This is a genomic window from Streptomyces cinnabarinus (genome assembly GCF_027270315.1).
GTDB classification, from domain to species: Bacteria; Actinomycetota; Actinomycetes; order Streptomycetales; family Streptomycetaceae; genus Streptomyces; species Streptomyces cinnabarinus.
Genome location: NZ_CP114413.1, coordinates 2772561 through 2794686, shown reverse-complemented (window position 1 = coordinate 2794686; position 22126 = coordinate 2772561). Strand labels below are relative to the sequence as shown.

The window sequence follows — 22126 nt, the reverse complement described above, 5'->3', positions numbered from 1 at the left end:
GCCGCACACGCCGACCGCCACTAGTTCGTTACAAGACGCCCCAATGGCGCCTGTTGCAACGGCACCGGACGGGCCACGACCGGCTCCGGGGGATCCGTGTCCGCGGGCTCCCCGGCGTCGGCCGGCAAGGCCCCCGCCGCTGAAGCCGCACCGTCCAGGACCGGATCCCCCGAAGCGTCCTCCCCCTCCCCAGTGGGAGGTCCGGCGGGGTCGAAGGGAGCCGTCCGCTGCACACCGCACGGCACCTCACCGGTGGCGTACGGCAGCAACAGCTCCCCCTCCCGCGTCCACAGCCCGGCGCCCGCCAGCCAGCCCCCGGGCGCCGGAAGATGACGCATCCGACGCTCGGCGGGCCGCCACACGCCGAGCCAGCCGCCGAGCACGCCGTGCACCCGCAGCGCCACCCCGCAGCTCTCCGGCATCAGCACCTGCCCGGGCTGGATCGCGAACGGCGTCACCTTGCAGTCCGGCACCCGCAGACACTCCGGGAACCGCACCGGCAGCGTGCTGCCCAGCACCCCCCAGCCGAGCCGTGCCCCGCGCCCCGGCTCGGGCGCGTCCGAGCCGATCAGCAGCAGTCCGCTGTCCGGGTCGGCGAGCAGCAGCCGGTCGTCGCTGTCCGCCGCGATCTGAAGCAGCGGGGAGACCTCGCCGCCGCGCTCCAGATCCACCACGATCGCCTTGGTCCGCCCGCCGACCTCCCGGTCCAGCGCCAGCATCCGGCCCGTGCGGTCCAGCCAGACCCCGCCCGAGCAGCGCCCCGGCAGCTCGGTGACGTGCTCGGGACCGAAGGCGCCGCCTGCCACCAGCCAGACGGTGCTGGTGTGTCGGCCCACGGCGAGGGCGTACGCCTTGACCCCGCCCGGCGCCGGGGGCAGCAGCCGTAGCCGGGTGTCGGGTTCGGGGCACTCCACCGCGCCGATCAGCAGCTCGCCGGTGCCGGGCCCGGTCGGGTAGAGCAGGGTGAAGACATGGCGTCCGTCGGCCTCGCGGCGGATCAGGACCCGTCCGTCGCCCATCGGCTGCACCTCGGTGCCGGGCTCCTCCGGCTGGTTGCCGGGCAGCGGCACCGCGTACGGCTCGGGTCCGTCGAGCGTCCAGCGCTCCGGGAACCAGCAGTCGCCGGCCGGCGCGAGACGGGCCGCGTAGGCGCCGTCCGCGGTGATCGCGCACTCCGCCCGCGGTGCCTCGGAGTCGGCAGCCGGGAAGTCGATGGATTCCATGGGCTCGCCGGCTTCGCCGGCTCTGCTCGATTCGATGGATTTGCTGGATTCGATGGCACAGGCCGTCATCGTCCGGTCACCTCCGGCGACGAAGGTAGTTTTCGCACGCACAGACGTGGGACCGGCAGGCTTTCGCTTCACACAAAGGGGTGGCCCAGGAACGATTCGCCTGAGGAAACGGGGACAAATGTGCTGAGCGGGAGCCGTGCGGTCCAGGAGGCCCCGCGACGGTTCCACGGCACGGAAACAGGGACGGTGCTACGGCACAGAACAGGCAGGTAGCCTTTTCCCCGTGCCCCGTCTGTCTGAAGTCATCGCCGCGCTGGAGAACCTGTGGCCCGCCGAGCGGGCCGAGTCCTGGGACGCGGTCGGCACCGTGGTGGGCGACCCCGACCAGGAGGTCGCCCGGGTCCTGTTCGCCGTCGACCCGGTCCAGGAGATCGTCGACGAGGCGGTGAAGCTGGACGCCGACCTGCTCGTCACCCACCACCCGCTCTACCTCCGCGGTACGACGACGGTGGCGGCCTCGCACTTCAAGGGCCGCGTCGTGCACACGCTGATCAAGAACGACATCGCGCTGCACGTGGCCCACACCAACGCCGACACGGCCGACCCGGGTGTGAGCGACGCGCTGGCCGGCGCCCTGGACCTGCGGGTCGTACGGCCGCTGGTGCCGGACCCGGCCGACCCCTCCGGCCGCCGCGGCCTCGGCCGGGTCTGCGAGCTGGACCACCCGACGACCGTCCGCGAGCTCGCCGCCCGCGCCGCCGCCCGCCTGCCCGCCACCGCGCAGGGCATCCGCGTCGCCGGTGACCCGGAGGCGAGGGTCCGCACGATCGCGGTGAGCGGCGGCTCCGGAGACAGCCTCTTCGACGTCGTACGCGCCTCCGGCGTCGACGCCTTCCTCACCGCGGACCTGCGCCACCACCCGGCGTCCGAAGCCGTCGCCCAAAGCCCCCTCGCGCTGCTCGACGCGGCGCACTGGGCCACCGAGTGGCCCTGGTGCGAGCTGGCCGCCGCCCAGCTCGACGAGATCTCCGACCGCCATGGCTGGGACCTTCGCGTCCATGTCTCGAAGACGGTCACCGACCCCTGGACCAGTCACTCCCCTTCACCTGGAGCCCCCAACTGAACGCCGCGCCCGCCGACCAGATCCGCCTTCTCGACGTCCAGGCCCTCGACGTCCGCCTCCAGCAGCTCGCCCACAAGCGCCGCTCGCTGCCCGAGCACGCCGAGATCGAGTCGCTGACCAAGGACCTCACTCAGCTGCGCGACCTGCTGGTGGCCGCGCAGACCGAGGAGAGCGACACCGCCCGCGAGCAGACCAAGGCCGAGCAGGACGTCGACCAGGTGCGCCAGCGCGCCGTCCGCGACCAGCAGCGCCTGGACTCCGGGGCCATCACCTCGCCGAAGGACCTGGAGAACCTCCAGCGCGAGATCGCCTCCCTCGCCAAGCGCCAGGGCGACCTGGAGGACGTGGTCCTTGAGGTCATGGAGCGCCGTGAGTCCGCGCAGGAGCGGGTCACCGAGCTGACCGAGCGGGTCGGCTCCGTGCAGTCGAGGATCGACGACGCGACCGGGCGCCGGGACGCGGCGTTCGAGTCGCTGGACGGCGAGGCGGCGACGGTGACCAAGGAGCGTGAGGTCGTGGCCGGGGCGATCCCCGCCGACCTCCTCAAGCTCTACGACAAGCTGCGCGAGCAGCAGGGCGGGATCGGCGCGGCCAAGCTGTACCAGCGCACCTGCCAGGGCTGCCGCCAGGAGCTGTCCATCACCGACATCAACGACATCCGCGCGGCGGCGCCGGACACGGTGGTGCGCTGCGAGAACTGCCGGCGCATTCTGGTGCGTACGGCGGAGTCGGGTCTGTAGGAACGGTAAGGAGTCCCGGGCGTGCGGGAGTTCATCGTCGAGGCGGACGGCGGGTCACGGGGCAACCCCGGGCCCGCGGGCTACGGAGCGGTGGTCAGCGACGCGGCGACGGGGGAGACGCTGGCCGAACGGTCCGAGTTCCTGGGCGTGGTCACGAACAACGTCGCCGAGTACCGGGGCCTGCTGGCGGGCCTGCGAGCCGCCTTCGACCTGGACCCGACCGCGTCCGTGCACGTTCGGATGGACTCCAAGCTCGTAGTGGAGCAGATGTCGGGCCGCTGGAAGATCAAGCACCCCGACATGAAGCCCCTGGCCATGGAGGCGTCTCGAGTGTTCCCAGCGGAGCGGGTGACGTACGAGTGGATCCCGCGCGCCCAGAACAAGCACGCGGACCGGTTGGCGAACGAGGCGATGGACGCGGGGACTTCGGGAGCGACGTCGGCCGCTGCGGCCGCGGCTGATTCCCGGGTTTCCTCTTCGCGGGCTGCCGAGGCATCTGCTGCTTCTTCTTCCGCAGCGGCGGAGCAGCCGGGTGGCGGAGCCGCCAAGGCCGACGCTGATGTGCGGGCCGCGAAGGTCGTCGCCACCCCCGGCTGGGCTCCCGCCGACATGGGCGCGCCCGCGACCTTCGTGCTGCTGCGGCACGGGGAGACCGCGCTGACCCCGCAGAAGCGGTTCTCGGGGAGCGGCGGCAGTGATCCCGTGCTGTCGGAGATCGGACGGGACCAGGCCGAGCGGGTAGGCGCGGCTCTGGCGCGGCGCGGGACGGTCCAGGCCATCGTGGCGTCGCCGCTCGCCCGTACCCGGCAGACCGCCCAGGCCGTGGCCGACCGGCTCGGACTTGAGGTGACCGTCGAAGAGGGCCTGCGCGAGACGGACTTCGGCGCCTGGGAGGGCCTCACCTTCGGCGAGGTCCGCGAGCGCTACCCGGACGACCTGAACGCCTGGCTCGCCGACCCCGGGGCCCGCCCCACCGGCGACGGCGAGAGCTTCACCGAGACCGCCACCCGGATCGCCGCCACCCGCGACAAGCTGGTCGCCGCCTACGCGGGCCGCACGGTCCTCCTGGTCAGCCACGTCACGCCGATCAAGACCCTCATCCGCCTAGCCCTCGGCGCCCCGCCAGAGTCCCTGTTCCGCATGGAACTCTCGGCGGCTTCGCTCTCAGCGGTGGCCTACTACGCCGACGGCAACGCGAGCGTCCGGCTCTTCAACGACACGTCCCACCTGCGCTGAGCCCGGCCGCCACCCGCGCCAGCGACTCGATCCGCGCCCAGTCCCGCGCGGCGACCGCCTCCGCGGGCAGCATCCAACTCCCGCCCACACAGCCCACGTTGGGCAGCGCCAGATACTCCGGCGCGGAGTCGGGCCCGATCCCCCCGGTCGGACAGAACCGCGCCTGCGGCAACGGCCCCGACAGGGACTTCAGATACGCAGTCCCGCCGGCGGCCTGAGCCGGGAAGAACTTCATCTCCCGCACCCCGCGCTCCAACAGCGCCACGACCTCCGAAGTCGTAGAAACCCCCGGCAGAAACGGCACCCCGGACGCCCGCATGGCCTCCAGCAGTACGTCCGTCCACCCCGGACTGACGAGAAACCGCGCCCCGGCCCCGACGGCATCGGTCACCTGCCCGGGCGTGATGACGGTCCCTGCCCCGACCACGGCATCCGGCACTTCCCCCGCCACGGCCCGTATCGCGTCCAGCGCCCCCGGAGTCCTCAGCGTCACCTCGATAGCGGGCAGCCCACCGGCGACCAGCGCCCGAGCGAGCGGCACGGCGTCGGCGGGATCGTCGATCACGACGACGGGCACGACGGGGGCAAGGTCCAGCACGGAGGTCATGCGGACATCCTGCCGACGGTTTGCAGTGTGCGCAAAGACCGTTGCGCACACTGCAACGGCTCAGTGAATCTCGTCCACGAGCACATCCAGCGACCAAGCCGCACCGGCCTTCTTCGGCGCCTCCGCCTCCACCACGTACCCGAGATCCCGCAACGCCTCCACCAGCTCGGCGGGCCCGCCCGGCCGCACCCCGCCCGCCAGCAGACTCCGTACGATCCGCCCCTTCGTCGCCTTGTTGAAGTGGCTGACGACCTTCCGGGTCGGCGCGTGCAGCACCCGCACGCTCGCCGTACGCCCGGCGATCTCACCCTTCGGCTTCCAGGCCGCCGCGTACGCCGCCGACCGCAGATCCAGCACCAGACCGTTCCCCGCGACCTCGGGCAACGTGGCCGCCATGGCCGTACGCCAATGAGTCCCCAGCGCACCGAGCCCCGGCAGCTTCACCCCCATCGAGCAGCGGTAGGAGGGAATCTTGTCGGTGACCCGGACCGCACCCCACAGCCCCGAGAACACGAGCAGCGACCGAGCGGCGCGCTTCTTGGCGGCGGCGTCTAGCGAGGCGAGCCCGAGGGAGTCGTAGAGGACACCGGTGTAGATCTCCCCGGCGGGCCGGGCACCGGCGGTCCGGAGCGCGCCGTTCTTCGCGATCTCGCCCCGCAGCCCCTCACTCAGCCCGAGGACCTCCCGCGCCTTCTCCTCATCCCCGAGGCACAGCTCGACCAGCTCGTCGAGGACGGCCGCACGGGCCTCCGCGAGCCCAGGCAGCGACAGCGACTCCGGCTTCAGCGGGGCGCCACGGCCGGAGGGCGCCTTGCCTTCGGAGGGCGGCAGCAGGACAAGCACGGGTGGATCTCCTTCTGTAGAGCTCGGCCACAGCGTACGGCGTGCCGCCGGGCGGCCCCCGCCCTACGCTCGCTGTATGCCCCGCCGCCACATCCGCGTGACCGGCGCCCCCGAAGCCCCCCTCCGGGCCGCGCTCGCAGCGTTGCGCACCGAACTGGACATATCCGAGACCTTCCCGCCCGAGGTACTGGCGGAGGCCGAACGAACGGCAAGGGACCCATCCCTGCCGGTGGAGGACGCGACGGACGTCCCCCTGTTCACCATCGACCCATCCACCGCAACCGACCTCGACCAGGCGATGTACCTGTCCCGGCAGGGCACGGGCTACCGCGTCCGGTACGCGATCGCGGACGTGGCCGCCTTCGTCGTACCCGGCTCGGCGCTCGACATCGAAGCGCACCGCCGGGTCCTGACCCTCTACTTCCCCGACACCCGCATCCCCCTCCACCCGCAGTTGCTGAGCGAGGGCGCGGCGAGCCTGTTGCCAGGCCAGACGCGCCCGGCGGTCCTGTGGACGATCGACCTGGACGCCGACGGCCGCCCCCTCGCCGTGGACGTCCGCCGGGCCTTGGTCCGCAGCAGGGCGCAGCTGCACTACACGGAAGTGCAGAAGGAGATCGACGGAGGGGCGGCGGAGGAACCGATCGCGCTGCTGGCGGAGATCGGCCGGCTGAGGGAGGCCCTGGAGGTGGACAGGGGCGGGATCTCCTTGAACGTCCCCGAGCAGGAGATCGTGGAGAGTGCCGGTTCGTACGAGCTGACGTACCGCGCTCCGCTCCCCGCCGAAGGCTGGAACGCCCAGATCTCCCTCCTGACCGGGATGGCGGCGGCGGACCTGATGCTCGGCTACGGCACGGGCGTGCTGCGCACGCTCCCGGCGGCCCCCGACGGAGCGGTGGGCCGCCTGCGCCGTACCGCGACGGCCCTGCACATCGACTGGCCGCACCACGTCTCGTACGCGGCGCTGGTGCGCTCGCTGGACCCCCGTGACCCGCACCACGCGGCGTTTTTGTTGGAGTGCACGATGCTGCTGAGGGGCGCGGGCTACACGGTGTTCCGCGACGGACAACTGCCGGAGATCACCACGCACTCCGCTGTGGCGGCCCCGTACGCCCACTGCACGGCTCCCCTACGCCGCCTGGCCGACCGTTTCGCGGCGGAACTGTGCGTGGCAGCGGCAGCGGGAGGGGCTCCGCCCGACTGGGTGGCCGCCGCTTTGGAGGCACTGCCCAGGGAGATGGCGGACGGCTCACGTCGAGCCGGCACGGTCGAGCGCTCCTGCGTGGACATCGTCGAGGCGGCGCTGCTGAAGGACCGGGTGGGGGAGGTGTTCGACGGCAGTGTGGTGGAGGTGAAGGAGCTGGAACCGACGGTCGGCACGGTGCAGTTGGAGAACCCGGCGGTGATCGGCAGGATCGAGTCCGAGGCCGCGCTGCCACTGGGCGAACGCCTGCGCGTACGCCTCATGCAGGCGGATCCTGGGTCGGCTCGGGTGAGTTTCGCCCCCGCGTGACGATGTGGATGGTCCGCCGGATGGCCTCGGCCTGGGCGGGGGCGAAGTCGGCGTATAGGGCGCGCAGAAAGCTGCTGTCATGGTCGACAGTGGCGCTGGGCAGCAGCTCATCGGGGAGACAGTCGACGAGCGCACGGGCGGCCTCGTCCACGCGGGGATCGCTGGGCTCGGCGTCGACGAGGTCGTCGAGCAGGGCATAGGCGGCCCGGGCCCGCTCAAGGCCCTCGGCCGTGCCGAGAGAGTCACCGAGCAAGGAGGTCAGCCGCCCCCGCTCCTCCGCCCCAGCGGTGGTTTCAATGAGCGCGAGAATCTCCCGATCCTTGGCGGCCATGGGGGAGTCGGAGAGATGGGCGGTACGCCGAAACAGCGAGGCGAGCTCATCGGAGACAGGCCCCTCGACGGTGACCCCGTCCTCCATCAACGCCCGCAGCCGGGCCCTCCGCTCCCGAATAGCGACTTCCTGCCTCGCCAGATCCTCATCAAGCTCGGCGAGCACCTCGGAGATGTCCTTCCCGACATCATCGGCAAGCACATCCCGAACCTCCCCGAGCCCCAGCCCCAACTCGGTCAACCGCCGGATCCGCGCAAGCACGACGCCATGCCGCAGCGTGTAGTCCCGATACCCATTACTGAGCCGCTCCGGCTCCGGCAACAGCCCGAGGTGGTGGTAGTGCCGCACGGTTCGGGTGGTGACGCCGACCGCGTCGGCCAGCTCTCCGATACGCATACGACCAGTAGAAACCTTGACGTGGCGGCGGGGTCAAGCAGGCCGTGTCCTGACGGTGACCGTGATCGTGTGCCACGATCGAGGGAACGGTTCCCGAACTCACGGACAGGTGATCAGCCGATGTCCCAGTCTGGCGAGCGACCGAAGGAGGGGCGTGACATGACTGCCATGGCCCATGAGCCGCTCACGCAGGCAGACGTCCTGCTGGAGGGCTTTCTCGCCTTGGACACACCGGAGGGTTTCCGGGCGGAGCTGATCGAGGGGGAGATCGTTGTGACGCCGCCGCCGGACGGGGATCACGAGGACTACATCGAGCTGATCGTGGAACAGGTGTACGGCCGATCTCGGACGCGCATGCAGTTTTCTGGGAACAAAGGGCTGAAGTTGCATAGCGGTGGTGACCTCGGTCTGAAGGACCGAGTGATCCCTGACGGTACATTCGCCCCAAGGGAGCTCAGGCTCTACCGCGGAGCCGAATCCTGGATGCCCTGTGACGGCGTTGCCATGGTCCTTGAGGTGACGTCCACCAAACCCAAGGCCGACCGCGAGGCCAAGCGCCGCTGCTACGCCAGGGGCGGCATCCCGCTCTACCTGCTCGTTGACCGTGCAGCCTCCTCGATCACGCTGTTCAGTGACCCGGACAAGGACGACTACCGGGAGCACTGCACCCGCCCGCTCGGCAAACCCCTCACCCTGCCGGAGCCGTTCGCATTCGACCTGGACACGGCGGACTTCCTCTGAGCTCCTAGTATCATGGTCGACACGGCAGACGAGCCGGGCGGGCGGCCGCGTGGAGGTTTTCGGATCTCCCCGAGGAACGTCCGGGCTCCACAGGGCAGGGTGATGGCTAACGGCCACCCGGGGTGACCCGCGGGACAGTGCCACAGAAAGCAGACCGCCGGGGACCGCAAGGCCCTCGGTAAGGGTGAAACGGTGGTGTAAGAGACCACCAGTGCCCAGGGCGACCTGGGCAGCTAGGTAAACCCCACCCGGAGCAAGGTCAAGAGGAGCGCCGTAAAAAGCGCTCTGCGCGGACGTTCGAGGGCTGCCCGCCCGAGTCCGCGGGTAGACCGCACGAGGCCGGTGGCAACACCGGCCCTAGATGGATGGCCGTCGCCGGGGGCTCCGCGAGGAACCCCCGGAACAGAACCCGGCGTACAGCCCGACTCGTCTGCCGCTTCTCCGTGTCCCGGGTTTCCTCCGGGTTCCGCTTATGCCGCCCGCCCTCGCCGCCCACCCAGTGTGTACTGCAAGTGAACTGAGAACCAGCAGCTCAAGTGACCCTTCCGTGATGCTGTAACAAGATCTGTCTATATAGATGGCTGGCTATAGTTCACATTTGGGTGGCGACCCGTACGCGGAGAGTTCATACAGCCGAGATTCGATCCAGCACACGCGGCCGGGCAAACCGGCGGACACGAGGATCGAGAGTCACGTGAACATTCATATGTTGCGCCGGGCCAAGGCGCCCTTGGCTCTGATGGCGGCTGTGATGCTGGCGGTGAGCGCGTGCGGGGGTGACGACGACGGCGATGACGGCAACGGCGGCGGCTCCGGGGGGAGTGAGCTGTCGGGGTCGGTCAAGGTCGACGGGTCCAGTACCGTCGCCCCGCTGACCACCGCCGCCGCCGAGCTGTTCGCCGAGGAGCAGCCCAAGGTCCAGGTCACCGTGGGTACTTCGGGTACCGGCGGTGGGTTCGAGAAGTTCTGCAACGGTGAGACCGACATCTCCGACGCCTCCCGCCCGATCAAGGACGAGGAGATCGCGGCCTGTAAGGAAAAGGGCGTCACCTACGAGGAGTTCCAGATCGCCAACGACGCCCTCACCGTCGTCGTGCCCAAGGAGAACGACTGGGTCGAGTGCCTGACCACGGAGCAGCTCAAGAAGATCTGGGAGCCCGACTCCAAGGTGAACAACTGGAACCAGGTCGACCCGAAGTTCCCGGACGAGGAGCTGAAGCTGTTCGGGCCCGGCACCGACTCCGGCACCTTCGACTACTTCACCGATGAGATCAACGGGGAAGAAGGGGCCTCCAGGACTGATTACAGTCCGAGCGAGGACGACAACGTCATTGTGCAGGGGGTTGCCGGGTCCAAGGGCGGGCTCGGGTACTTCGGGTTCTCCTACTTCGAGGAGAACTCCGACAAGCTCAAGGCCCTTCAGATCGACGGCGGCGAAGGGTGCGTCGGGCCCAGCGTGGAGAGTGCTCAGGACGGGTCCTACACGCCTCTCGCCCGGCCGCTCTTCATCTACCCCTCCGCCAAGGCCCTTGAGCGCGAAGAGGTGCTCGGGTTCGTCGAGTACTACGTCGAGGACCACAAGGCCATCGCCGAGGACGCGCAGTTCATCCCGCTCAACGCCGAGCAGGAGACCGAGCTCAAGGCTGACCTGGACAAGCTGAAGGCAGCGGCGGGGTGACCTCGCCGACGCTCAAGGCCCCCGCAGGGACCGGGTCCCGGTCCCTGCGGCGGGCCAAGCCGCGTTATGGCGAACGGGTCATCCAGGGGCTGTTGTTGGTAGCGGCGCTCGTGTCGGTCGCCACGACCGTCGGCATCGTTGTCTCGCTCATCCCGCCCACCGTCGACTTCTTCGAGCGCGTCAGCTTTGCCGACTTCCTCGGCGGGACCGAGTGGACCGCGCTGTTCAGCACCCCCGAGTACGGAGTGCTGCCCCTCCTCGGCGCCACCATGCTCATCACCGTCATTGCCCTCGCGGTCGCCGTCCCGGTGGGGCTCGGCGCCGCCATCTACCTCAGCGAGTACGCCGATCGGCGGGTGCGGGCGACTCTCAAGCCCGCGCTTGAGGTGCTGGCCGGTGTGCCGACCGTGGTCTACGGGTTCTTCGCGCTCAGCTTCGTCACGCCCCGGCTGCGCGAGTGGTGGCCCGGCGGTACCGGGCCCGACTTCCAGAACGCCCTCTCCGCGGGGCTGGTCATGGGCGTCATGATCATCCCCACCATCGCCTCGCTCTCCGAGGACGCCATGGCCGCCGTACCGGCCTCGCTGCGGGACGGGGCCTACGCGCTCGGCTCCGGCAAGCGGGTGGTGTCCGTGCGGGTCGTGGTGCCCGCCGCGCTCTCCGGCATCGTCGCGGCGTGCGTGCTCGGGATCTCCCGGGCCATCGGCGAGACGATGATCGTCGCCATCGCCTCCGGGCTCACCGCCAACCTCACCTGGAACCCGCTGGAGGCGATGCAGACCATGACCGGGTTCATCGCCCAGGCCGGCTCCGGTGACGTGCCCGTGCAGTCCTTCGAGTACAAGACCATCTTCGCCGTCGGCGCCCTGCTGTTCGTCATCACCTTCGTGATGAACGTGATCAGCATCCGGCTCGTGCGCAAGTACCGGGAGGTGTACGAATGACCACCGGGACCGGTATCCGGGTCACCGAACCGCCCGCCCAGCCGGCGCCGCGCAAGCTCGCCGGACCCCGCTTCCGGCCCGGCGAGACCGCCTTCCGGCTGCTCCTGCTGTGCTGCCTCGCCGTCGGCATCATCTTCCTCGGCGTCCTCATCACCTATGTGCTGGTGGAGGCCTGGCCCCGGCTCGACTCCCGGCTGTGGGAGAACTTCCCCTCCATCCGCCGCCCCGAGAACGCCGGCGCCCAGTCCGCGATCTTCGGCACGATCTGGGTGATCGCCTTCACCGCCCTGTTCTGCCTGCCCACCGGCATCATGGCGGCGATCTACCTGGAGGAGTACGCCGACCAGAACCGCTGGTACAACCGCATGATCGAGCTGAACATCCAGAACCTGGCCGCCGTGCCCTCGATCATCTACGGCATCCTCGGACTCGGTCTGCTGGCCCGCGAACTCTCCCTCGGCACCACGGTGTTGACGGCCTCGCTCACCCTTTCCCTGCTGGTCCTGCCCGTCGTCATCATCGCCTCGCGCGAGGCCATCAGGGCCGTGCCGCAGTCCATCCGGCAGGCATCCCTGGCCCTCGGCGCCACCCAGTGGCAGACCATCTGGCGCCAGGTGCTGCCCGCCGCCGTGCCCGGCATCGCGACCGGCTCGATCCTCGCCCTGTCCCGGGCGATCGGCGAGGCCGCGCCGCTGCTGCTGCTCGGCGCGGTGACCTACGTGGCGTTCAACCCGGAGGGCCTGGAGAGCGCGTACACCGTGCTGCCCATCCAGATCTTCGGCTGGATCAGCCAGTCCCGCGAGGAGTTCCACCACCTCGCCGCGGCCGGGATCGTCATCCTCCTGGCCATCCTCCTGCTCATGAATGCGGCCGCGATCTGGCTGCGCAACCGCTTCAGCAAGCGCTGGTGATCCCATGACCGACGACGCCCTTCCCACCGAGAGCGCCGAGGACGCCCAGGGCCTCGCCCTGTCCGTCGGCGGCCGCCGACCCAACCGTCCCGAACCCTCCCTCGACGACCCGGTGTTCGAGATCTCCGACCTGGACATCTGGTACGGCGACCACCAGGCCGTACGCGATGTGTCCCTGCTCATCGGACGCCGCCAGATCACCGCGATGATCGGCCCCTCCGGCTGCGGCAAGTCCACCGTCATCCGCTGCCTCAACCGCATGAACGACCTGATCCCCGGCGCCCGCGTGACCGGCAAGGTCGCCTACCACGGGGAGAACCTCTACGACGCCGACGTCGACCCCATCGAGGTACGGCGGCGCATCGGCATGGTGTTCCAGAAGCCGAATCCTTTCCCCAAGTCGATCTACGACAACATCGCCTACGGGCCGCGCGTCAACGGCATGAAGGGCACCATGGACGACCTCGTCGAGGAGGCCCTCACCGGGGCTGCGCTCTGGGACGAGGTCAAGGACAAGCTCAAGTCCAGCGCGCTGGCCCTGTCCGGCGGACAGCAGCAACGGCTGTGCATCGCGCGGGCCATCGCGGTCCGGCCCGAGGTGATCCTGATGGACGAGCCCTGCTCCGCGCTCGACCCGATCGCCACCGCCCGGATCGAGGACCTGATGGCGGAACTCGCGGCCGACTTCACCATCGTGATCGTCACCCACAACATGCAGCAGGCCGCCCGGATCTCCGACTACACCGCCTTCTTCACGGCCGACGTCGACGACAAGGGCGTACGGCACGGGCGGCTCGTCGAGTACGACACCACCGTGAAGATCTTCGAGAACCCCGCCGACCAGCGCACCGAGGACTACATCACCGGCCGCTTCGGCTGAGCCGGTGTCCCGTCCGAGGTCCCTCCGCTCCGCGCCCCTTTGCGCGTCCACGTGAAGGAGTACGACGGGTGACACCCCACGAGGTACACGGACCCCCCGAGGAACCTGGCCCCCTCGCCCCACAAGGAGAGCCCCCGGACCTGCTGCTCGCCGAACCCGACCCCGACCTCGCCCGGGACGTCGCCGCCCGCTTCCTCGCCGCGGGTGTGCGCACCCTCGTCTGCCACGACGGCGCCGAAGCCCTGCTCCAGGTCGGCGCCCACCGTCCCCGGGCGGTACTGCTCGCCGCGCCGCTGCCGTTGGTCGGTGCCGCCGCGGTCACCGAACTGATCGCCCGGCTCCACCCGGTGCCGGTCATCGTCGGCGCCGGGGCAGAGGGCGCCGCGGAGGCCACCGCCGCGCTCTCGGCGGGCGCGGTGGCCTTCGTCGCCCGCCCCTACCGGGCCGAGGAGATCCTGCCGCTGCTCAGGGCCGGCGCGGCCACGGACAACGGCCGGCGGATGCTGGTCGCCGGGGACATCGAGCTGGATGTCGAGGGCTTTCACGTGTATGTGCGCGGGCGCTCGCTCACCCTGCCGGTGCGGGAGTTCCTGCTGCTGCGCTATCTGGTGGAGCGGCCCAACAAGGTCGTCAGCCGAGGGGAGTTGACCAAGGCGCTGTGGGGCGCGGAGAAGCTCGACAGCAACACGCTCACCGTGCATGTGCGCCGGGTCCGCAACAAGCTGCGGGACGAGGCGGGCAGCCGGTGCACCATCGACGCGATCCGGGGCATGGGGTACCGGCTGGAGTGCGGGCGGGAGGACACGGCCGCAAGCGACCGCGCCGGAGCGAAGGTGAACCGTGGGTGAACAGGCGGTGGGCGTGATGACGGGGTTCCGACACCGCGGCGGAACCGCCCTATGGTGGACGGATGAACGTCTCTCCTGGGGAAACGGAGATCGCGGCCGACGAACCGGAAGGGCGCACATCGTCCCTGGCCCGTCTGCTGATCGACCGTGACGAGGCCGAGCGGCTGGCCGCCGTGCTCAAGGCCATCGCCGACCCGACCCGGCTGCAACTGCTCCGGCTCATCGAGCGGGCCCCCGCCGGTGAGGCGTGCGTGGCCGACCTCACCGACTGTCTGGGCCTGCGCCAGCCGACCGTCAGCCACCATCTGAAGGTCATGACCGAGGCGGGACTGCTCACCCGGGAGCGGCGCGGGACGTGGGTCTGGTACGCCGTCGACCGCGGCGGGCTGCACCGGGTGCGGGACATCCTGGGCCGGGCCGCCTAGGTCGTGGGGGAGTGCGGTCCCAGGGACCGCTCACGTACCCGGGCCAGATGGTCGCTGAACACCTGCCGGGTGTCGGGGGTCAGGGTCCGCAGGGCGACCAGGGCCGTGATCACGACATCGCACAGCTCCGCCTGGACGTCGTCCCAGGTGTGGGTGACGCCCTTGCGCGGGTTCTGACCGGTCGCCCCGATCACCGCCTCGGCGACCTCGCCGACCTCCTCGGACAGCTTCAGCATGCGCAGCAGCAGGCCTTCGCGGCCGTCGAGCGGACGGTTGGCGTCCAGCCAGGCCCACAGGTCGTCGATACCCGCCCAGAGATCGGCGGCGGGGGTCTCGGCAGGGGTGGCCTGGTCCGTCGTACGCGAAGTCATGCACCGAGCCTGCCATGCCCCACTGACAACGCCCCTGACAACGCCCCTGACAATGCCTCTGGCAGCGCCCCTGACAGTGCTTCCTACGGTGAGAACTCCTCCTCGAACAGGGCCACTTGCTCGCCCTCCCGCTCCTCCCGCAGCCGCTTCGTGCGCATCCCCACGACCACCGCCGTGCCCGCCGCCGTCGCCGCGAGGGCCGCCGGGACCATCCAGCCGCGGTCGAAGACATGGCTGAGCGCGTGGTCCATGGAGAGCCGCCCCGGGCCGGCGATGGCGAGGCCGGTCGCCGCCAGGCCCAGAGTCGCCGCGTACTCGTAGCCACCACCGGCGTTGAAGAAGCCGTTCGGGGTGTGCACCGCGGCCGCGCCCGCCATCGCGCCGGCCGCCGCGGCGCCCGCCGCCGGGGTCGCGAGACCCAGCGCCAGCAGGGTGCCGCCGCCCGCCTCGGCGAGCCCGGCCATGGTCGCGTTGGTGCGGCCGGGCCGGTAGCCGACGGACTCCATGAACTGCCCGGTGCCCTCGATGCCTCCTCCGCCGAACCAGCCCAGCAGCTTCTGCGCGCCATGCGCGGCGAGCACTCCGCCGGCACCCAGCCGGAGCAGCAGCAGGCCCAGATCACGTCGGTCGTAAGCGCTCACGATGTCTCCAGTGACAGACAGCAGGATCGGTCCCCTCCGGTCCGTCCACCGTCCCACCGCCCGTGCCCGGCGGGCCTGTCCGGGCCGCCGTTCGGGTGGCGGGACGGTGGGAGCGGTGTGAGTCTGTCGGGCATGACGATCCAACCGAAGAACCTCAGCGACCCGGTCGTCCGGGACTTCGTGACCGCCGTCAACCAGCACGACCGGGACGCCTTCATGGCCCTGCTCACCCCGGACGCGACGATGGCGGACGACGGCACCGACCGTGACCTCGACGACTGGATCGACCGGGAGATCTTCTCCTCCAACGGTCATATGGAGGTCGACAGGGAGTCCGACGGCGGCCACGCCCTCCTCGCCCGCTACCGCAACGACACCTGGGGCGAGATGCGTACCCGCTGGCGCTTCGACGTCGACGACAACGGCCGGATCCGCCGCTTCGAGACCGGCCAGGCGTAGGACTGAGCAGCGCCGGTCAGTACGCCACCTGCTGTTCCGTCAGCGTGATCCGGCCCGACCTGATGGTGGCCAGGCGTGGGGCGCGGCGGGCGATCGAGGAGTCGTGGGTGACCATGACGAAGGTCAGCCCGTGCTCGCGCCACAGCCCCTCCAGCAGGGCCATGATGTCGTCCCGGGTGCCCTCGTCGAGGTTGCCGGTGGGCTCGTCGGCGAGCAGCACCTTCGGGCGCTTGACCAGCGCGCGGGCGATGGCGACGCGCTGCTGCTGGCCGCCGGACAGCTCCGAGGGGACATGGGTGAGGCGTTCGCCGAGGCCGACCGAGCGCAGCGCCTCGGCCGCCCGCTCGCGCCGCTCGGCGGGCTTGACGCCGAGCGGGACGAGGGCGGTCTCGACGTTCTCCTGCGCGGTCAGCGTGGGGATCAGGTTGAACGCCTGGAAGATGATGCCGATCTTCTCGGCGCGCACCCGGGTCAGCCGGGCCTCGCCGAGGGTCGCGAGGTCCACGCCGTCGAGTTCCACGCTGCCCTCGGACGGGCGGTCCAGGCCGCCGATCATCTGAAGGAGCGTCGACTTGCCGCCGCCGGTGGGTCCTTGGATGACGAGCTGGTCGCCGTCGGCGATGGTGAGGTCGACGCCGCGCAGCGCCTCCACCGTCTCCTTGCCGCGCGTGTAGCGCTTGGTGACGCCGGTGAGCTGGTACATGGGGGTTCTCCGAAGGGTTGGTAGGGGGTTCAGGAGACGCTGCGCAGGGCGTCCGCCGGGCGCATCCGGGAGGCACGCCAGCCGCCCATGGCACCGGCGACGAGACCGCCGGCGACCGCGAGGCCGACCGCGAGGGCGATGGTGGTCACCGAGACCGGCGCGGACAGGGCGATCTCCATGGTGTTCTGGGCGGACTGCCCGCCGGGGCCACCTGTACCGCCCCCGCCGGGACCGCCGCCCATACCGCCGCCACCGCCGGTCGAGCCGAGCTGCGCGGTCAGCTTGGGGCTGATCGCGGTGACGGTGTACGCCGCCGCGAGGCCCAGCGCGATGCCGAGGCCGCCGCCGAGCAGTCCGTTGACCATCGACTCGCCGACCACCTGCCGGGTCACCCGGCGGCTCGGCCAGCCGAGCGCCTTCAGCGTGCCGAACTCGCGCACCCGGCGCGAGACCGCCGAGGAGGTCAGCAGCGCGGCCACCAGGAAGGCGGCGGCGAGCACCGCGACCGACAGCCACTTGCCGACGCTGGTGGCGAGGTTGGAGGCGGTCGACAGCGAGCCCGACACCGTGTCCGCCAGGTCCGCCGAGGTCGTCACCGTCGTACCCGAGATGTTCTTCTGGATTGCCGCCTTCACCGCGTCGATCCGCTGGGAGTCGGTCGCCTTGACGTAGATCGTGGTGACCTTGTTCTTGGCGTCGCCCAGCGTCTGGGCCTGCTTCAGCGGCAGGTAGACGTCGGTGGTGGACTCGCTGCTCTCGGGCGTGGCGATGCCGATGACCGTGTACTTGGTGCCGGAGATCTTGAAGGTCTCGCCGACCTTGTACTTGTTCTCCTTGGCGTACGACTTGCTGAGCACCGCCGCCTTGGCGTTGGTCTGCGTGGCCGTGAAGGTCTTGCCTGAGGTGATCGTCGAGCCGGCCAGCGGGCCGAGGTCCTGGTCGGTGACGTCGACGCCGGCGACCGAGTAGGAGTTGACGTCGAAGGCGGCGCCGCCGCCCTGGACCTGGGGCTGGCCGGTGCCGGTGTCGCCACCGCCGGGACTTCCCTGCCCCTGATCCTGCGACTGGGCCTGGCCCTGCGTGAAGGTGCCGTCGACCTTGGTGACGTTCAGGGTGAGGGCGCCGACCGCGTTCGCGACGCCGCTCTGCCCGGCGACCTTCTCCACCAGGGAGGCCTTGAGGGCCTCACCGCCCTGGGTCATCACCCGGTCCGAGCTCTGCTCCTCGTCGTCGTCGGACCCGGCGTCGAACTCGAACCGCGGGCCGCCCGAGGCGTTGTCGGTGGGTGCCGAGCGGGCCTTGGTGACCGTCATGTCGGTGCCCAGGCCGTAGAGCGACTGAAGGACCTTGTCCTGCGCCTGCTGCATGCCCGCCGACACCGAGTTGACGGTGATGACGAGGGCGATTCCGAGCGCCAGACCCAGTGCGACGACCAGAGCCGCCTTCTTGCGCCGGCTCAGCTCGCGCTTGAGATAGATGCCAAACATCCCGTTCCTCGAAGGTTCTCGGCGCCCGCGGTGGGCGCGGCCTCAAGGTAGGGACGAAACGTTGCGCGGCCGTGAGTAAGCGATATGTGCGACCTGAGAAGGGATGTGTGCGAGCTGAGAGTTCCGAGGTGTACGGCAGCCGTCCACGGCGCGGTGCGCACCCCGCGGTCCCACGCGAGGTCCACCCCCAACCCGCGCCGTGAACGGCTGCCGTCTCCCCCCTCGGTTTGGTCAGCGGAAGCTCTTCACTCCAACTGTGAAGCTCTTGTGGAGGAGAGTTGAGCATAAGCCGCCGACCGGCCGCAATGGAGCGGACGGTCAAATTCCGGTTGTGCAAGTTATGAAGGCCGGCAGCTAGCCGCGGCCCACGTACGGCATCGCGGTCGCCAGGACCGTCGCGAACTGCACATTCGCCGCCAGCGGCAGCTCCGCCATGTGCCGGACGGTGCGCGCGACATCGGTCGCGTCCATCACGGGCTCGGGTGCCACCTCGCCGTTGGCCTGGAGGGCGCCGGTCTGCATCCGGGCCGTCATCTCGGTGGCCGCGTTGCCGATGTCGATCTGCCCCACCGCGATGTCGTACGGCCGCCCGTCCAGCGACAGCGACTTGGTCAGTCCGGTCAGCGCGTGCTTGGTCGCCGTGTAGGCGACGGAGTGCGGACGGGGCGCGTGCGCGGAGATCGAGCCGTTGTTGATGATCCGCCCGCCCCGCGGATCCTGCTCCTTCATCTGCCGGAACGCCGCCTGCGCGCACAGGAACGCCCCGTTGAGGTTGGTGTCCACCACATGCCGCCAGGCCTCGTACGGCAGCTCCTCCACCGGAACCCCGCCCGGACCGAACGTCCCCGCGTTGTTGAACAGCAGGTCCACCCGCCCGAACCGGTCCACCGCGGCGGCGAACAGCGCGGCCACGTCGTCGGGTCGCGAGACGTCCGCGCGTACGGCGACGGCGGCGCCCTCGGGCACCAGTGCCGCCGTCTCCTCCAGGGTCTCGACCCGGCGGCCCGCCAGCGCCACCGACCAGCCCGCGCGCAGCAGTTCCACGGTGACGGCGCGTCCGATGCCGGAGCCCGCCCCGGTCACCACGGCGATTGACGGCTTGCCTGTTTCCTTCGCGTTCATGGGCCCGCAGCGTACGGGAGGGTCCGCCATTCGGAACTCATCCATCCGCCATCCGGGTGTTGTGTACGCGCCAATCGAGAGTCGTCCCCGGGCACTCCAATGCCTGATGCATTCATTTCGTCAGGGGAGGACCGGATGACACTCGACGCACACCCGTCCCAGCACGCTGCCGAACTGCGCGCGGCGGCCCGACACTTGGGCCGCCGCCGCTTCCTCACCGTGACCGGCGCGGCCGCCGCGCTCGCCTTCGCGGTCAACCTGCCCACGGCCGGAGTCGCGGGCGCCGCGGAGCTGGACGCCGCGAAGATCACCGACGACCCGTTCACCCTCGGCGTCGCCTCCGGCGACCCGCTGCCCGGCTCGGTCCTGCTGTGGACCCGGCTGGCCCCCGCGCCCTTCCAGCCCGACGGCGGACTGCCCGCCGAACGCGTCACCGTGCACTGGGAACTGGCCCGCGACGAGAACTTCCGCCGCACCGTCAGACGCGGCACCGCCACCGCACACCCCGAGTTCCAGCACACGGTCCACGTCGAGGTCGGCCACCTCGACACCGACCGGGTCCTGTACTACCGCTTCCGGGTGGGCTCCTGGATCTCCGAGACCGGCCGCACCCGCACCGCCCCCGCCCCCGGCGACCACGCCTCCGGGCTCAAACTCGCCGCAGTCTCCTGCCAGGCGTACCACGACGGCTACTTCACCCCGTACGGCCATCTCGCCGCCGACGACGTCGATGTCGTCCTCCATCTCGGCGATTACCTCTACGAGTACGCCGTCAGCGCGGTCGGCGGCTCCCGCAACTACACCGACCGCACCCTGCCCGCCCTGTTCAACCGGGAGACGCTGACCCTGGAGGACTACCGGCTGCGGTACGCCCTCTACAAGTCCGACCCCGATCTGCGCGCCGCGCACGCCGCGCACCCCTTCGTCGTCACCTGGGACGACCACGAGACCGAGAACAACTACGCCGACGACACCCCCGAGAACAGCGTGCCGCCGGAGGAGTTCCTGCTGCGCCGCGCCTCCGCCTACCGCGCCTACTGGGAGCACCAGCCGCTGCGCCGCCCCCAGCTCCCCGAGGGCCCGGACATGCAGCTCTACCGGCGGCTGCACTGGGGCCGGCTCGCCCAGTTCGACGTGCTCGACACCCGGCAGTACCGCTCCAACCAGGCACAGGGCGACGGCGCCAAGGTCCCCGGTCCCGAGGTCGACGACCCGGCGCGCACCATGACCGGCGAGACGCAGGAGCGGTGGCTGCTGGACGGCTGGCAGGACTCGCGGGCCCTGTGGAACGTCGTCCCGCAGCAGGTCGTCTTCTCGCAGCGCAAGTTCGACCTGACCGAGCCGTCCCGGGTCTCGATGGACGCCTGGGACGGCTACCGCGCCTCCCGCCGCCGGATCCTGGACGGCGCCGAGGCGGCCGGGGTCGCGAACCTGATGGTGCTCACCGGCGATGTGCACGTCGGGTACGCCTTCGACATCAAGGACGACTTCGACGACCCGGCTTCCCGGATCCGGGGCACGGAGATCGTGGCGACCTCGGTCGCCAGCGGCCGGGACGGCGCCGACAAGCCCGCGAACTGGGACACCTACATGACAGCCAACCCGCACCTGAAGTTCTACAACGGCCGGCGCGGCTATGTGACCGTCGAGCTCGGCGAGGAGCTGGCGCGGGCGGACTTCAAAACGGTGCCGTACGTCACCACGCCGGGGGCGCCGGTCACGACGGCCGCGTCCTTCGTCACGGAGGCGGGGGAGCCGGGGCTGAAGCCCGCGTGAGGGGGAGCCGGGACTCCTGAGGCTCAGGCCCGGGCGAGTTCGGGCTCCGCCTCGCCCGGGTAGCGGACGCCGACGCGGTCCCGTATCGCGTCGAGCGTCCGCATCACGGCGAGCGTGCCGTCGAGCGGGACCAGCGGGGACTCGGTCTCACCGGCGCGCAGGGCGCGCATCACCTCGACGGCCTCGTGGCGCATGGTGTTGCGGGGGCCGTCGGCCGGGTCGGCGGTGAACTTCTCGGGCTCGCGGCCGTCCCGGTGCAGGACGAAGTGGTCCGGGAAGAAGAAGCCGTGCGGGATGTCGATCCGGCCCTGTGAGCCGGTGACCGAGGCCCCGGTCGCCGTACCGCCGACGATGGAGCAGTGCACCGAAGCGAGAGCGCCGCTCTCCCAGGAGAGCATCGCTCCCGTCTGGAGATCGACGCCCTCATCCGAGAGCACCGCTCTGGCGGCGATGTCCGAGGGCTCCCCGAGCAGCAGCTGGGCGAACGACACCGGGTAGACGCCGAGATCGAGCAGCGCGCCGCCGCCCTGGGCGGGGTCGCGCAGCCGGTGCGAGGGCGGGAAGGGCCCGGCCAGCCCGAAGTCCGCCTGGACGGTGCGCACCTCGCCGATCGCCCCGTCGTCGACCATCGCCTTGAGCCTGCGGACCAGCGGATTGCAGTACATCCACATCGCCTCCATCAGGAAGCTCCCGCGGTCCTCGGCCAGCGCGACCAGCTCCTCCGCCTCGCGCGAGTTCAGCGTGAACGCCTTCTCGCACAGCACGTTCCGCCCGGCCTCCAGACACAGACCGGCGGCCTCCCGGTGCGCCGAGTGCGGGGTCGCGACGTAGACCACATCGACGTCCGCGTCCGCCGCGAGCGAGGCCCAGTCGCCGTACGCCCGCCCGATCCCGAACCGCTCGGCGAAGGCGTCCGCCGAGCCCTGCGACCGCGAGGCCACGGCAACGACCTCGGCATCCGGCAGATCGACGAGATCACCCGCGAACGAGGCCGCGATGCCCCCGGTCGCCAGAATCCCCCAGCGCACCTTTTGCTGCTGCTCGCCCATCCGTCGAACCCCACCCTTGCTGTAGCGACCCTCGGCACTGTGTTCGAGCTGAGAGCATAGGTGGCCTGTC

23 protein-coding genes and 1 other RNA gene are annotated in these 22126 nt (G+C 70.6%); 14 read left to right on the top strand and 10 right to left on the bottom strand.

Translation table 11 applies throughout. From position 1 onward, the window contains the following. Positions 1-20: 20 nt before the first annotated feature. Complete coding sequence (locus STRCI_RS12635) at positions 21-1292, bottom strand: hypothetical protein (protein ID WP_269659011.1); 1272 nt, start codon at positions 1290-1292, stop codon at positions 21-23. Between the two features lie 223 nt (positions 1293-1515). On the opposite strand from STRCI_RS12635, the gene STRCI_RS12630 reads away from it, so the two are divergent. From STRCI_RS12630 to STRCI_RS12620, 3 genes are read left to right on the top strand one after another with little or no spacing between them, the layout of a single operon-like run. Then, complete coding sequence (locus STRCI_RS12630) at positions 1516-2355, top strand: Nif3-like dinuclear metal center hexameric protein (RefSeq protein WP_269659010.1); 840 nt, start codon at positions 1516-1518, stop codon at positions 2353-2355. After that, entirely contained in the window at positions 2352-3095 is a 744-nt protein-coding gene (locus STRCI_RS12625; RefSeq protein WP_269664534.1) for a zinc ribbon domain-containing protein, read from the top strand. Before STRCI_RS12630 ends, STRCI_RS12625 begins: the two co-directional genes overlap by 4 nt. Positions 3096-3116: 21 nt before the next feature. Next, positions 3117-4331 (top strand): bifunctional RNase H/acid phosphatase, encoded by a 1215-nt coding sequence (locus tag STRCI_RS12620; protein WP_269659009.1) that lies wholly within the window; start codon positions 3117-3119, stop codon positions 4329-4331. On the opposite strand, the gene eda is transcribed toward STRCI_RS12620, so the two are convergent. Together eda and yaaA are read right to left on the bottom strand one after the other, a co-directional pair. After that, a complete protein-coding gene (gene eda, locus STRCI_RS12615; RefSeq protein WP_269659008.1) occupies positions 4306-4938 on the bottom strand; it encodes a bifunctional 4-hydroxy-2-oxoglutarate aldolase/2-dehydro-3-deoxy-phosphogluconate aldolase in 633 nt (210 codons plus the stop codon). The genes STRCI_RS12620 and eda overlap by 26 nt on opposite strands. Before the next feature lie 60 nt (positions 4939-4998). Then, a complete protein-coding gene (gene yaaA / locus STRCI_RS12610; protein ID WP_269659007.1) occupies positions 4999-5781 on the bottom strand; it encodes a peroxide stress protein YaaA in 783 nt (260 codons plus the stop codon). Positions 5782-5857: 76 nt separating this feature from the next. Between yaaA and STRCI_RS12605 the strand changes: the two genes are divergently transcribed. Beyond that, positions 5858-7294 carry an RNB domain-containing ribonuclease gene (locus STRCI_RS12605; protein WP_269659006.1) on the top strand — a complete coding sequence of 479 codons (1437 nt, stop codon included), beginning with the start codon at positions 5858-5860 and terminating at the stop codon, positions 7292-7294. Here the strand turns inward: STRCI_RS12605 and STRCI_RS12600 are convergent. Further along, the gene (locus STRCI_RS12600) at positions 7245-8021 is read right to left on the bottom strand and encodes a MerR family transcriptional regulator (protein WP_269659005.1); all 777 of its coding nucleotides are present in this window, start codon (positions 8019-8021) and stop codon (positions 7245-7247) included. The two genes, STRCI_RS12605 and STRCI_RS12600, sit on opposite strands and share 50 nt — an antisense overlap. Positions 8022-8180: 159 nt before the next feature. On the opposite strand from STRCI_RS12600, the gene STRCI_RS12595 reads away from it, so the two are divergent. The 8 genes from STRCI_RS12595 to STRCI_RS12560 all read left to right on the top strand — a co-directional run bounded on the left by STRCI_RS12595 (position 8181) and on the right by STRCI_RS12560 (position 14448). Then, the gene (locus STRCI_RS12595; RefSeq protein WP_269659004.1) at positions 8181-8762 is read left to right on the top strand and encodes a Uma2 family endonuclease; all 582 of its coding nucleotides are present in this window, start codon (positions 8181-8183) and stop codon (positions 8760-8762) included. Positions 8763-8791: 29 nt separating this feature from the next. Continuing rightward, positions 8792-9195: RNase P RNA component class A (rnpB, locus tag STRCI_RS12590), an RNA gene on the top strand. 261 nt (positions 9196-9456) lie between these two features. After that, positions 9457-10440 carry a PstS family phosphate ABC transporter substrate-binding protein gene (locus STRCI_RS12585; protein ID WP_269659003.1) on the top strand — a complete coding sequence of 328 codons (984 nt, stop codon included), beginning with the start codon at positions 9457-9459 and terminating at the stop codon, positions 10438-10440. Continuing rightward, positions 10437-11384, top strand: coding sequence for a phosphate ABC transporter permease subunit PstC (pstC, locus tag STRCI_RS12580; RefSeq protein ID WP_269659002.1), 948 nt, complete (start codon positions 10437-10439; stop codon positions 11382-11384). The genes STRCI_RS12585 and pstC overlap by 4 nt, the downstream gene beginning before the upstream one ends. Further along, on the top strand, positions 11381-12295 hold the full coding sequence (gene pstA, locus STRCI_RS12575; protein WP_269659001.1) for a phosphate ABC transporter permease PstA: 915 nt from the start codon (positions 11381-11383) through the stop codon (positions 12293-12295). The genes pstC and pstA overlap by 4 nt, the downstream gene beginning before the upstream one ends. Positions 12296-12299: 4 nt before the next feature. Next, positions 12300-13175: a phosphate ABC transporter ATP-binding protein PstB gene (gene pstB, locus STRCI_RS12570; RefSeq protein ID WP_269659000.1), complete on the top strand. Its 876-nt coding sequence runs from the start codon at positions 12300-12302 to the stop codon at positions 13173-13175. A 68-nt stretch (positions 13176-13243) separates the two neighbouring features. Then, positions 13244-14023: a response regulator transcription factor gene (locus STRCI_RS12565; RefSeq protein ID WP_269658999.1), complete on the top strand. Its 780-nt coding sequence runs from the start codon at positions 13244-13246 to the stop codon at positions 14021-14023. 62 nt (positions 14024-14085) lie between these two features. After that, positions 14086-14448 (top strand): ArsR/SmtB family transcription factor, encoded by a 363-nt coding sequence (locus STRCI_RS12560; protein WP_269658998.1) that lies wholly within the window; start codon positions 14086-14088, stop codon positions 14446-14448. Here the strand turns inward: STRCI_RS12560 and STRCI_RS12555 are convergent. Both STRCI_RS12555 and STRCI_RS12550 read right to left on the bottom strand, forming a co-directional pair. Further along, positions 14445-14819 carry a MazG-like family protein gene (locus STRCI_RS12555; protein ID WP_269658997.1) on the bottom strand — a complete coding sequence of 125 codons (375 nt, stop codon included), beginning with the start codon at positions 14817-14819 and terminating at the stop codon, positions 14445-14447. The two genes, STRCI_RS12560 and STRCI_RS12555, sit on opposite strands and share 4 nt — an antisense overlap. A gap of 83 nt (positions 14820-14902) precedes the next feature. Next, on the bottom strand, positions 14903-15460 hold the full coding sequence (locus STRCI_RS12550) for a DoxX family protein (RefSeq protein WP_269658996.1): 558 nt from the start codon (positions 15458-15460) through the stop codon (positions 14903-14905). A 132-nt stretch (positions 15461-15592) separates the two neighbouring features. On the opposite strand from STRCI_RS12550, the gene STRCI_RS12545 reads away from it, so the two are divergent. Further along, positions 15593-15919, top strand: a complete 327-nt coding sequence (locus tag STRCI_RS12545; protein WP_269658995.1) for a nuclear transport factor 2-like protein — start codon at positions 15593-15595, stop codon at positions 15917-15919. 16 nt (positions 15920-15935) lie between these two features. On the opposite strand, the gene STRCI_RS12540 is transcribed toward STRCI_RS12545, so the two are convergent. The 3 genes from STRCI_RS12540 to STRCI_RS12530 all read right to left on the bottom strand — a co-directional run bounded on the left by STRCI_RS12540 (position 15936) and on the right by STRCI_RS12530 (position 19231). Then, positions 15936-16622, bottom strand: a complete 687-nt coding sequence (locus tag STRCI_RS12540; RefSeq protein ID WP_269658994.1) for an ABC transporter ATP-binding protein — start codon at positions 16620-16622, stop codon at positions 15936-15938. A 29-nt stretch (positions 16623-16651) separates the two neighbouring features. Next, positions 16652-18109, bottom strand: a complete 1458-nt coding sequence (locus STRCI_RS12535) for an ABC transporter permease (protein WP_269658993.1) — start codon at positions 18107-18109, stop codon at positions 16652-16654. A 354-nt stretch (positions 18110-18463) separates the two neighbouring features. Continuing rightward, positions 18464-19231 carry an SDR family oxidoreductase gene (locus STRCI_RS12530; RefSeq protein WP_269658992.1) on the bottom strand — a complete coding sequence of 256 codons (768 nt, stop codon included), beginning with the start codon at positions 19229-19231 and terminating at the stop codon, positions 18464-18466. 135 nt (positions 19232-19366) lie between these two features. Here STRCI_RS12530 and STRCI_RS12525 point away from each other — a divergent pair, with 135 nt between their 5' ends. Further along, positions 19367-21007: an alkaline phosphatase D family protein gene (locus STRCI_RS12525; RefSeq protein ID WP_269658991.1), complete on the top strand. Its 1641-nt coding sequence runs from the start codon at positions 19367-19369 to the stop codon at positions 21005-21007. 23 nt (positions 21008-21030) lie between these two features. Here the strand turns inward: STRCI_RS12525 and STRCI_RS12520 are convergent, their stop codons facing one another. Beyond that, on the bottom strand, positions 21031-22056 hold the full coding sequence (locus tag STRCI_RS12520) for a Gfo/Idh/MocA family protein (protein ID WP_269658990.1): 1026 nt from the start codon (positions 22054-22056) through the stop codon (positions 21031-21033). Between the last annotated feature and the right edge of the window lie 70 nt (positions 22057-22126).

Bases quoted from the DNA above. Each gene is read 5' to 3' on its own strand.
- STRCI_RS12555 (WP_269658997.1), bottom strand. From the start codon at position 14,819: ATGACTTCGCGTACGACGGACCAGGCCACCCCTGCCGAGACCCCCGCC.
- STRCI_RS12595 (WP_269659004.1), top strand. From the start codon at position 8,181: ATGACTGCCATGGCCCATGAGCCGCTCACGCAGGCAGACGTCCTGCTG.
- STRCI_RS12530 (WP_269658992.1), bottom strand. From the start codon at position 19,231: ATGAACGCGAAGGAAACAGGCAAGCCGTCAATCGCCGTGGTGACCGGG.
- STRCI_RS12525 (WP_269658991.1), top strand. From the start codon at position 19,367: ATGACACTCGACGCACACCCGTCCCAGCACGCTGCCGAACTGCGCGCG.
- STRCI_RS12635 (WP_269659011.1), bottom strand. From the start codon at position 1,292: ATGACGGCCTGTGCCATCGAATCCAGCAAATCCATCGAATCGAGCAGA.
- STRCI_RS12540 (WP_269658994.1), bottom strand. From the start codon at position 16,622: ATGTACCAGCTCACCGGCGTCACCAAGCGCTACACGCGCGGCAAGGAG.
- eda (WP_269659008.1), bottom strand. From the start codon at position 4,938: ATGACCTCCGTGCTGGACCTTGCCCCCGTCGTGCCCGTCGTCGTGATC.
- STRCI_RS12545 (WP_269658995.1), top strand. From the start codon at position 15,593: ATGACGATCCAACCGAAGAACCTCAGCGACCCGGTCGTCCGGGACTTC.
- STRCI_RS12605 (WP_269659006.1), top strand. From the start codon at position 5,858: ATGCCCCGCCGCCACATCCGCGTGACCGGCGCCCCCGAAGCCCCCCTC.
- STRCI_RS12600 (WP_269659005.1), bottom strand. From the start codon at position 8,021: ATGCGTATCGGAGAGCTGGCCGACGCGGTCGGCGTCACCACCCGAACC.
- STRCI_RS12535 (WP_269658993.1), bottom strand. From the start codon at position 18,109: ATGTTTGGCATCTATCTCAAGCGCGAGCTGAGCCGGCGCAAGAAGGCG.
- pstA (WP_269659001.1), top strand. From the start codon at position 11,381: ATGACCACCGGGACCGGTATCCGGGTCACCGAACCGCCCGCCCAGCCG.
- STRCI_RS12560 (WP_269658998.1), top strand. From the start codon at position 14,086: ATGAACGTCTCTCCTGGGGAAACGGAGATCGCGGCCGACGAACCGGAA.
- pstB (WP_269659000.1), top strand. From the start codon at position 12,300: ATGACCGACGACGCCCTTCCCACCGAGAGCGCCGAGGACGCCCAGGGC.
- STRCI_RS12520 (WP_269658990.1), bottom strand. From the start codon at position 22,056: ATGGGCGAGCAGCAGCAAAAGGTGCGCTGGGGGATTCTGGCGACCGGG.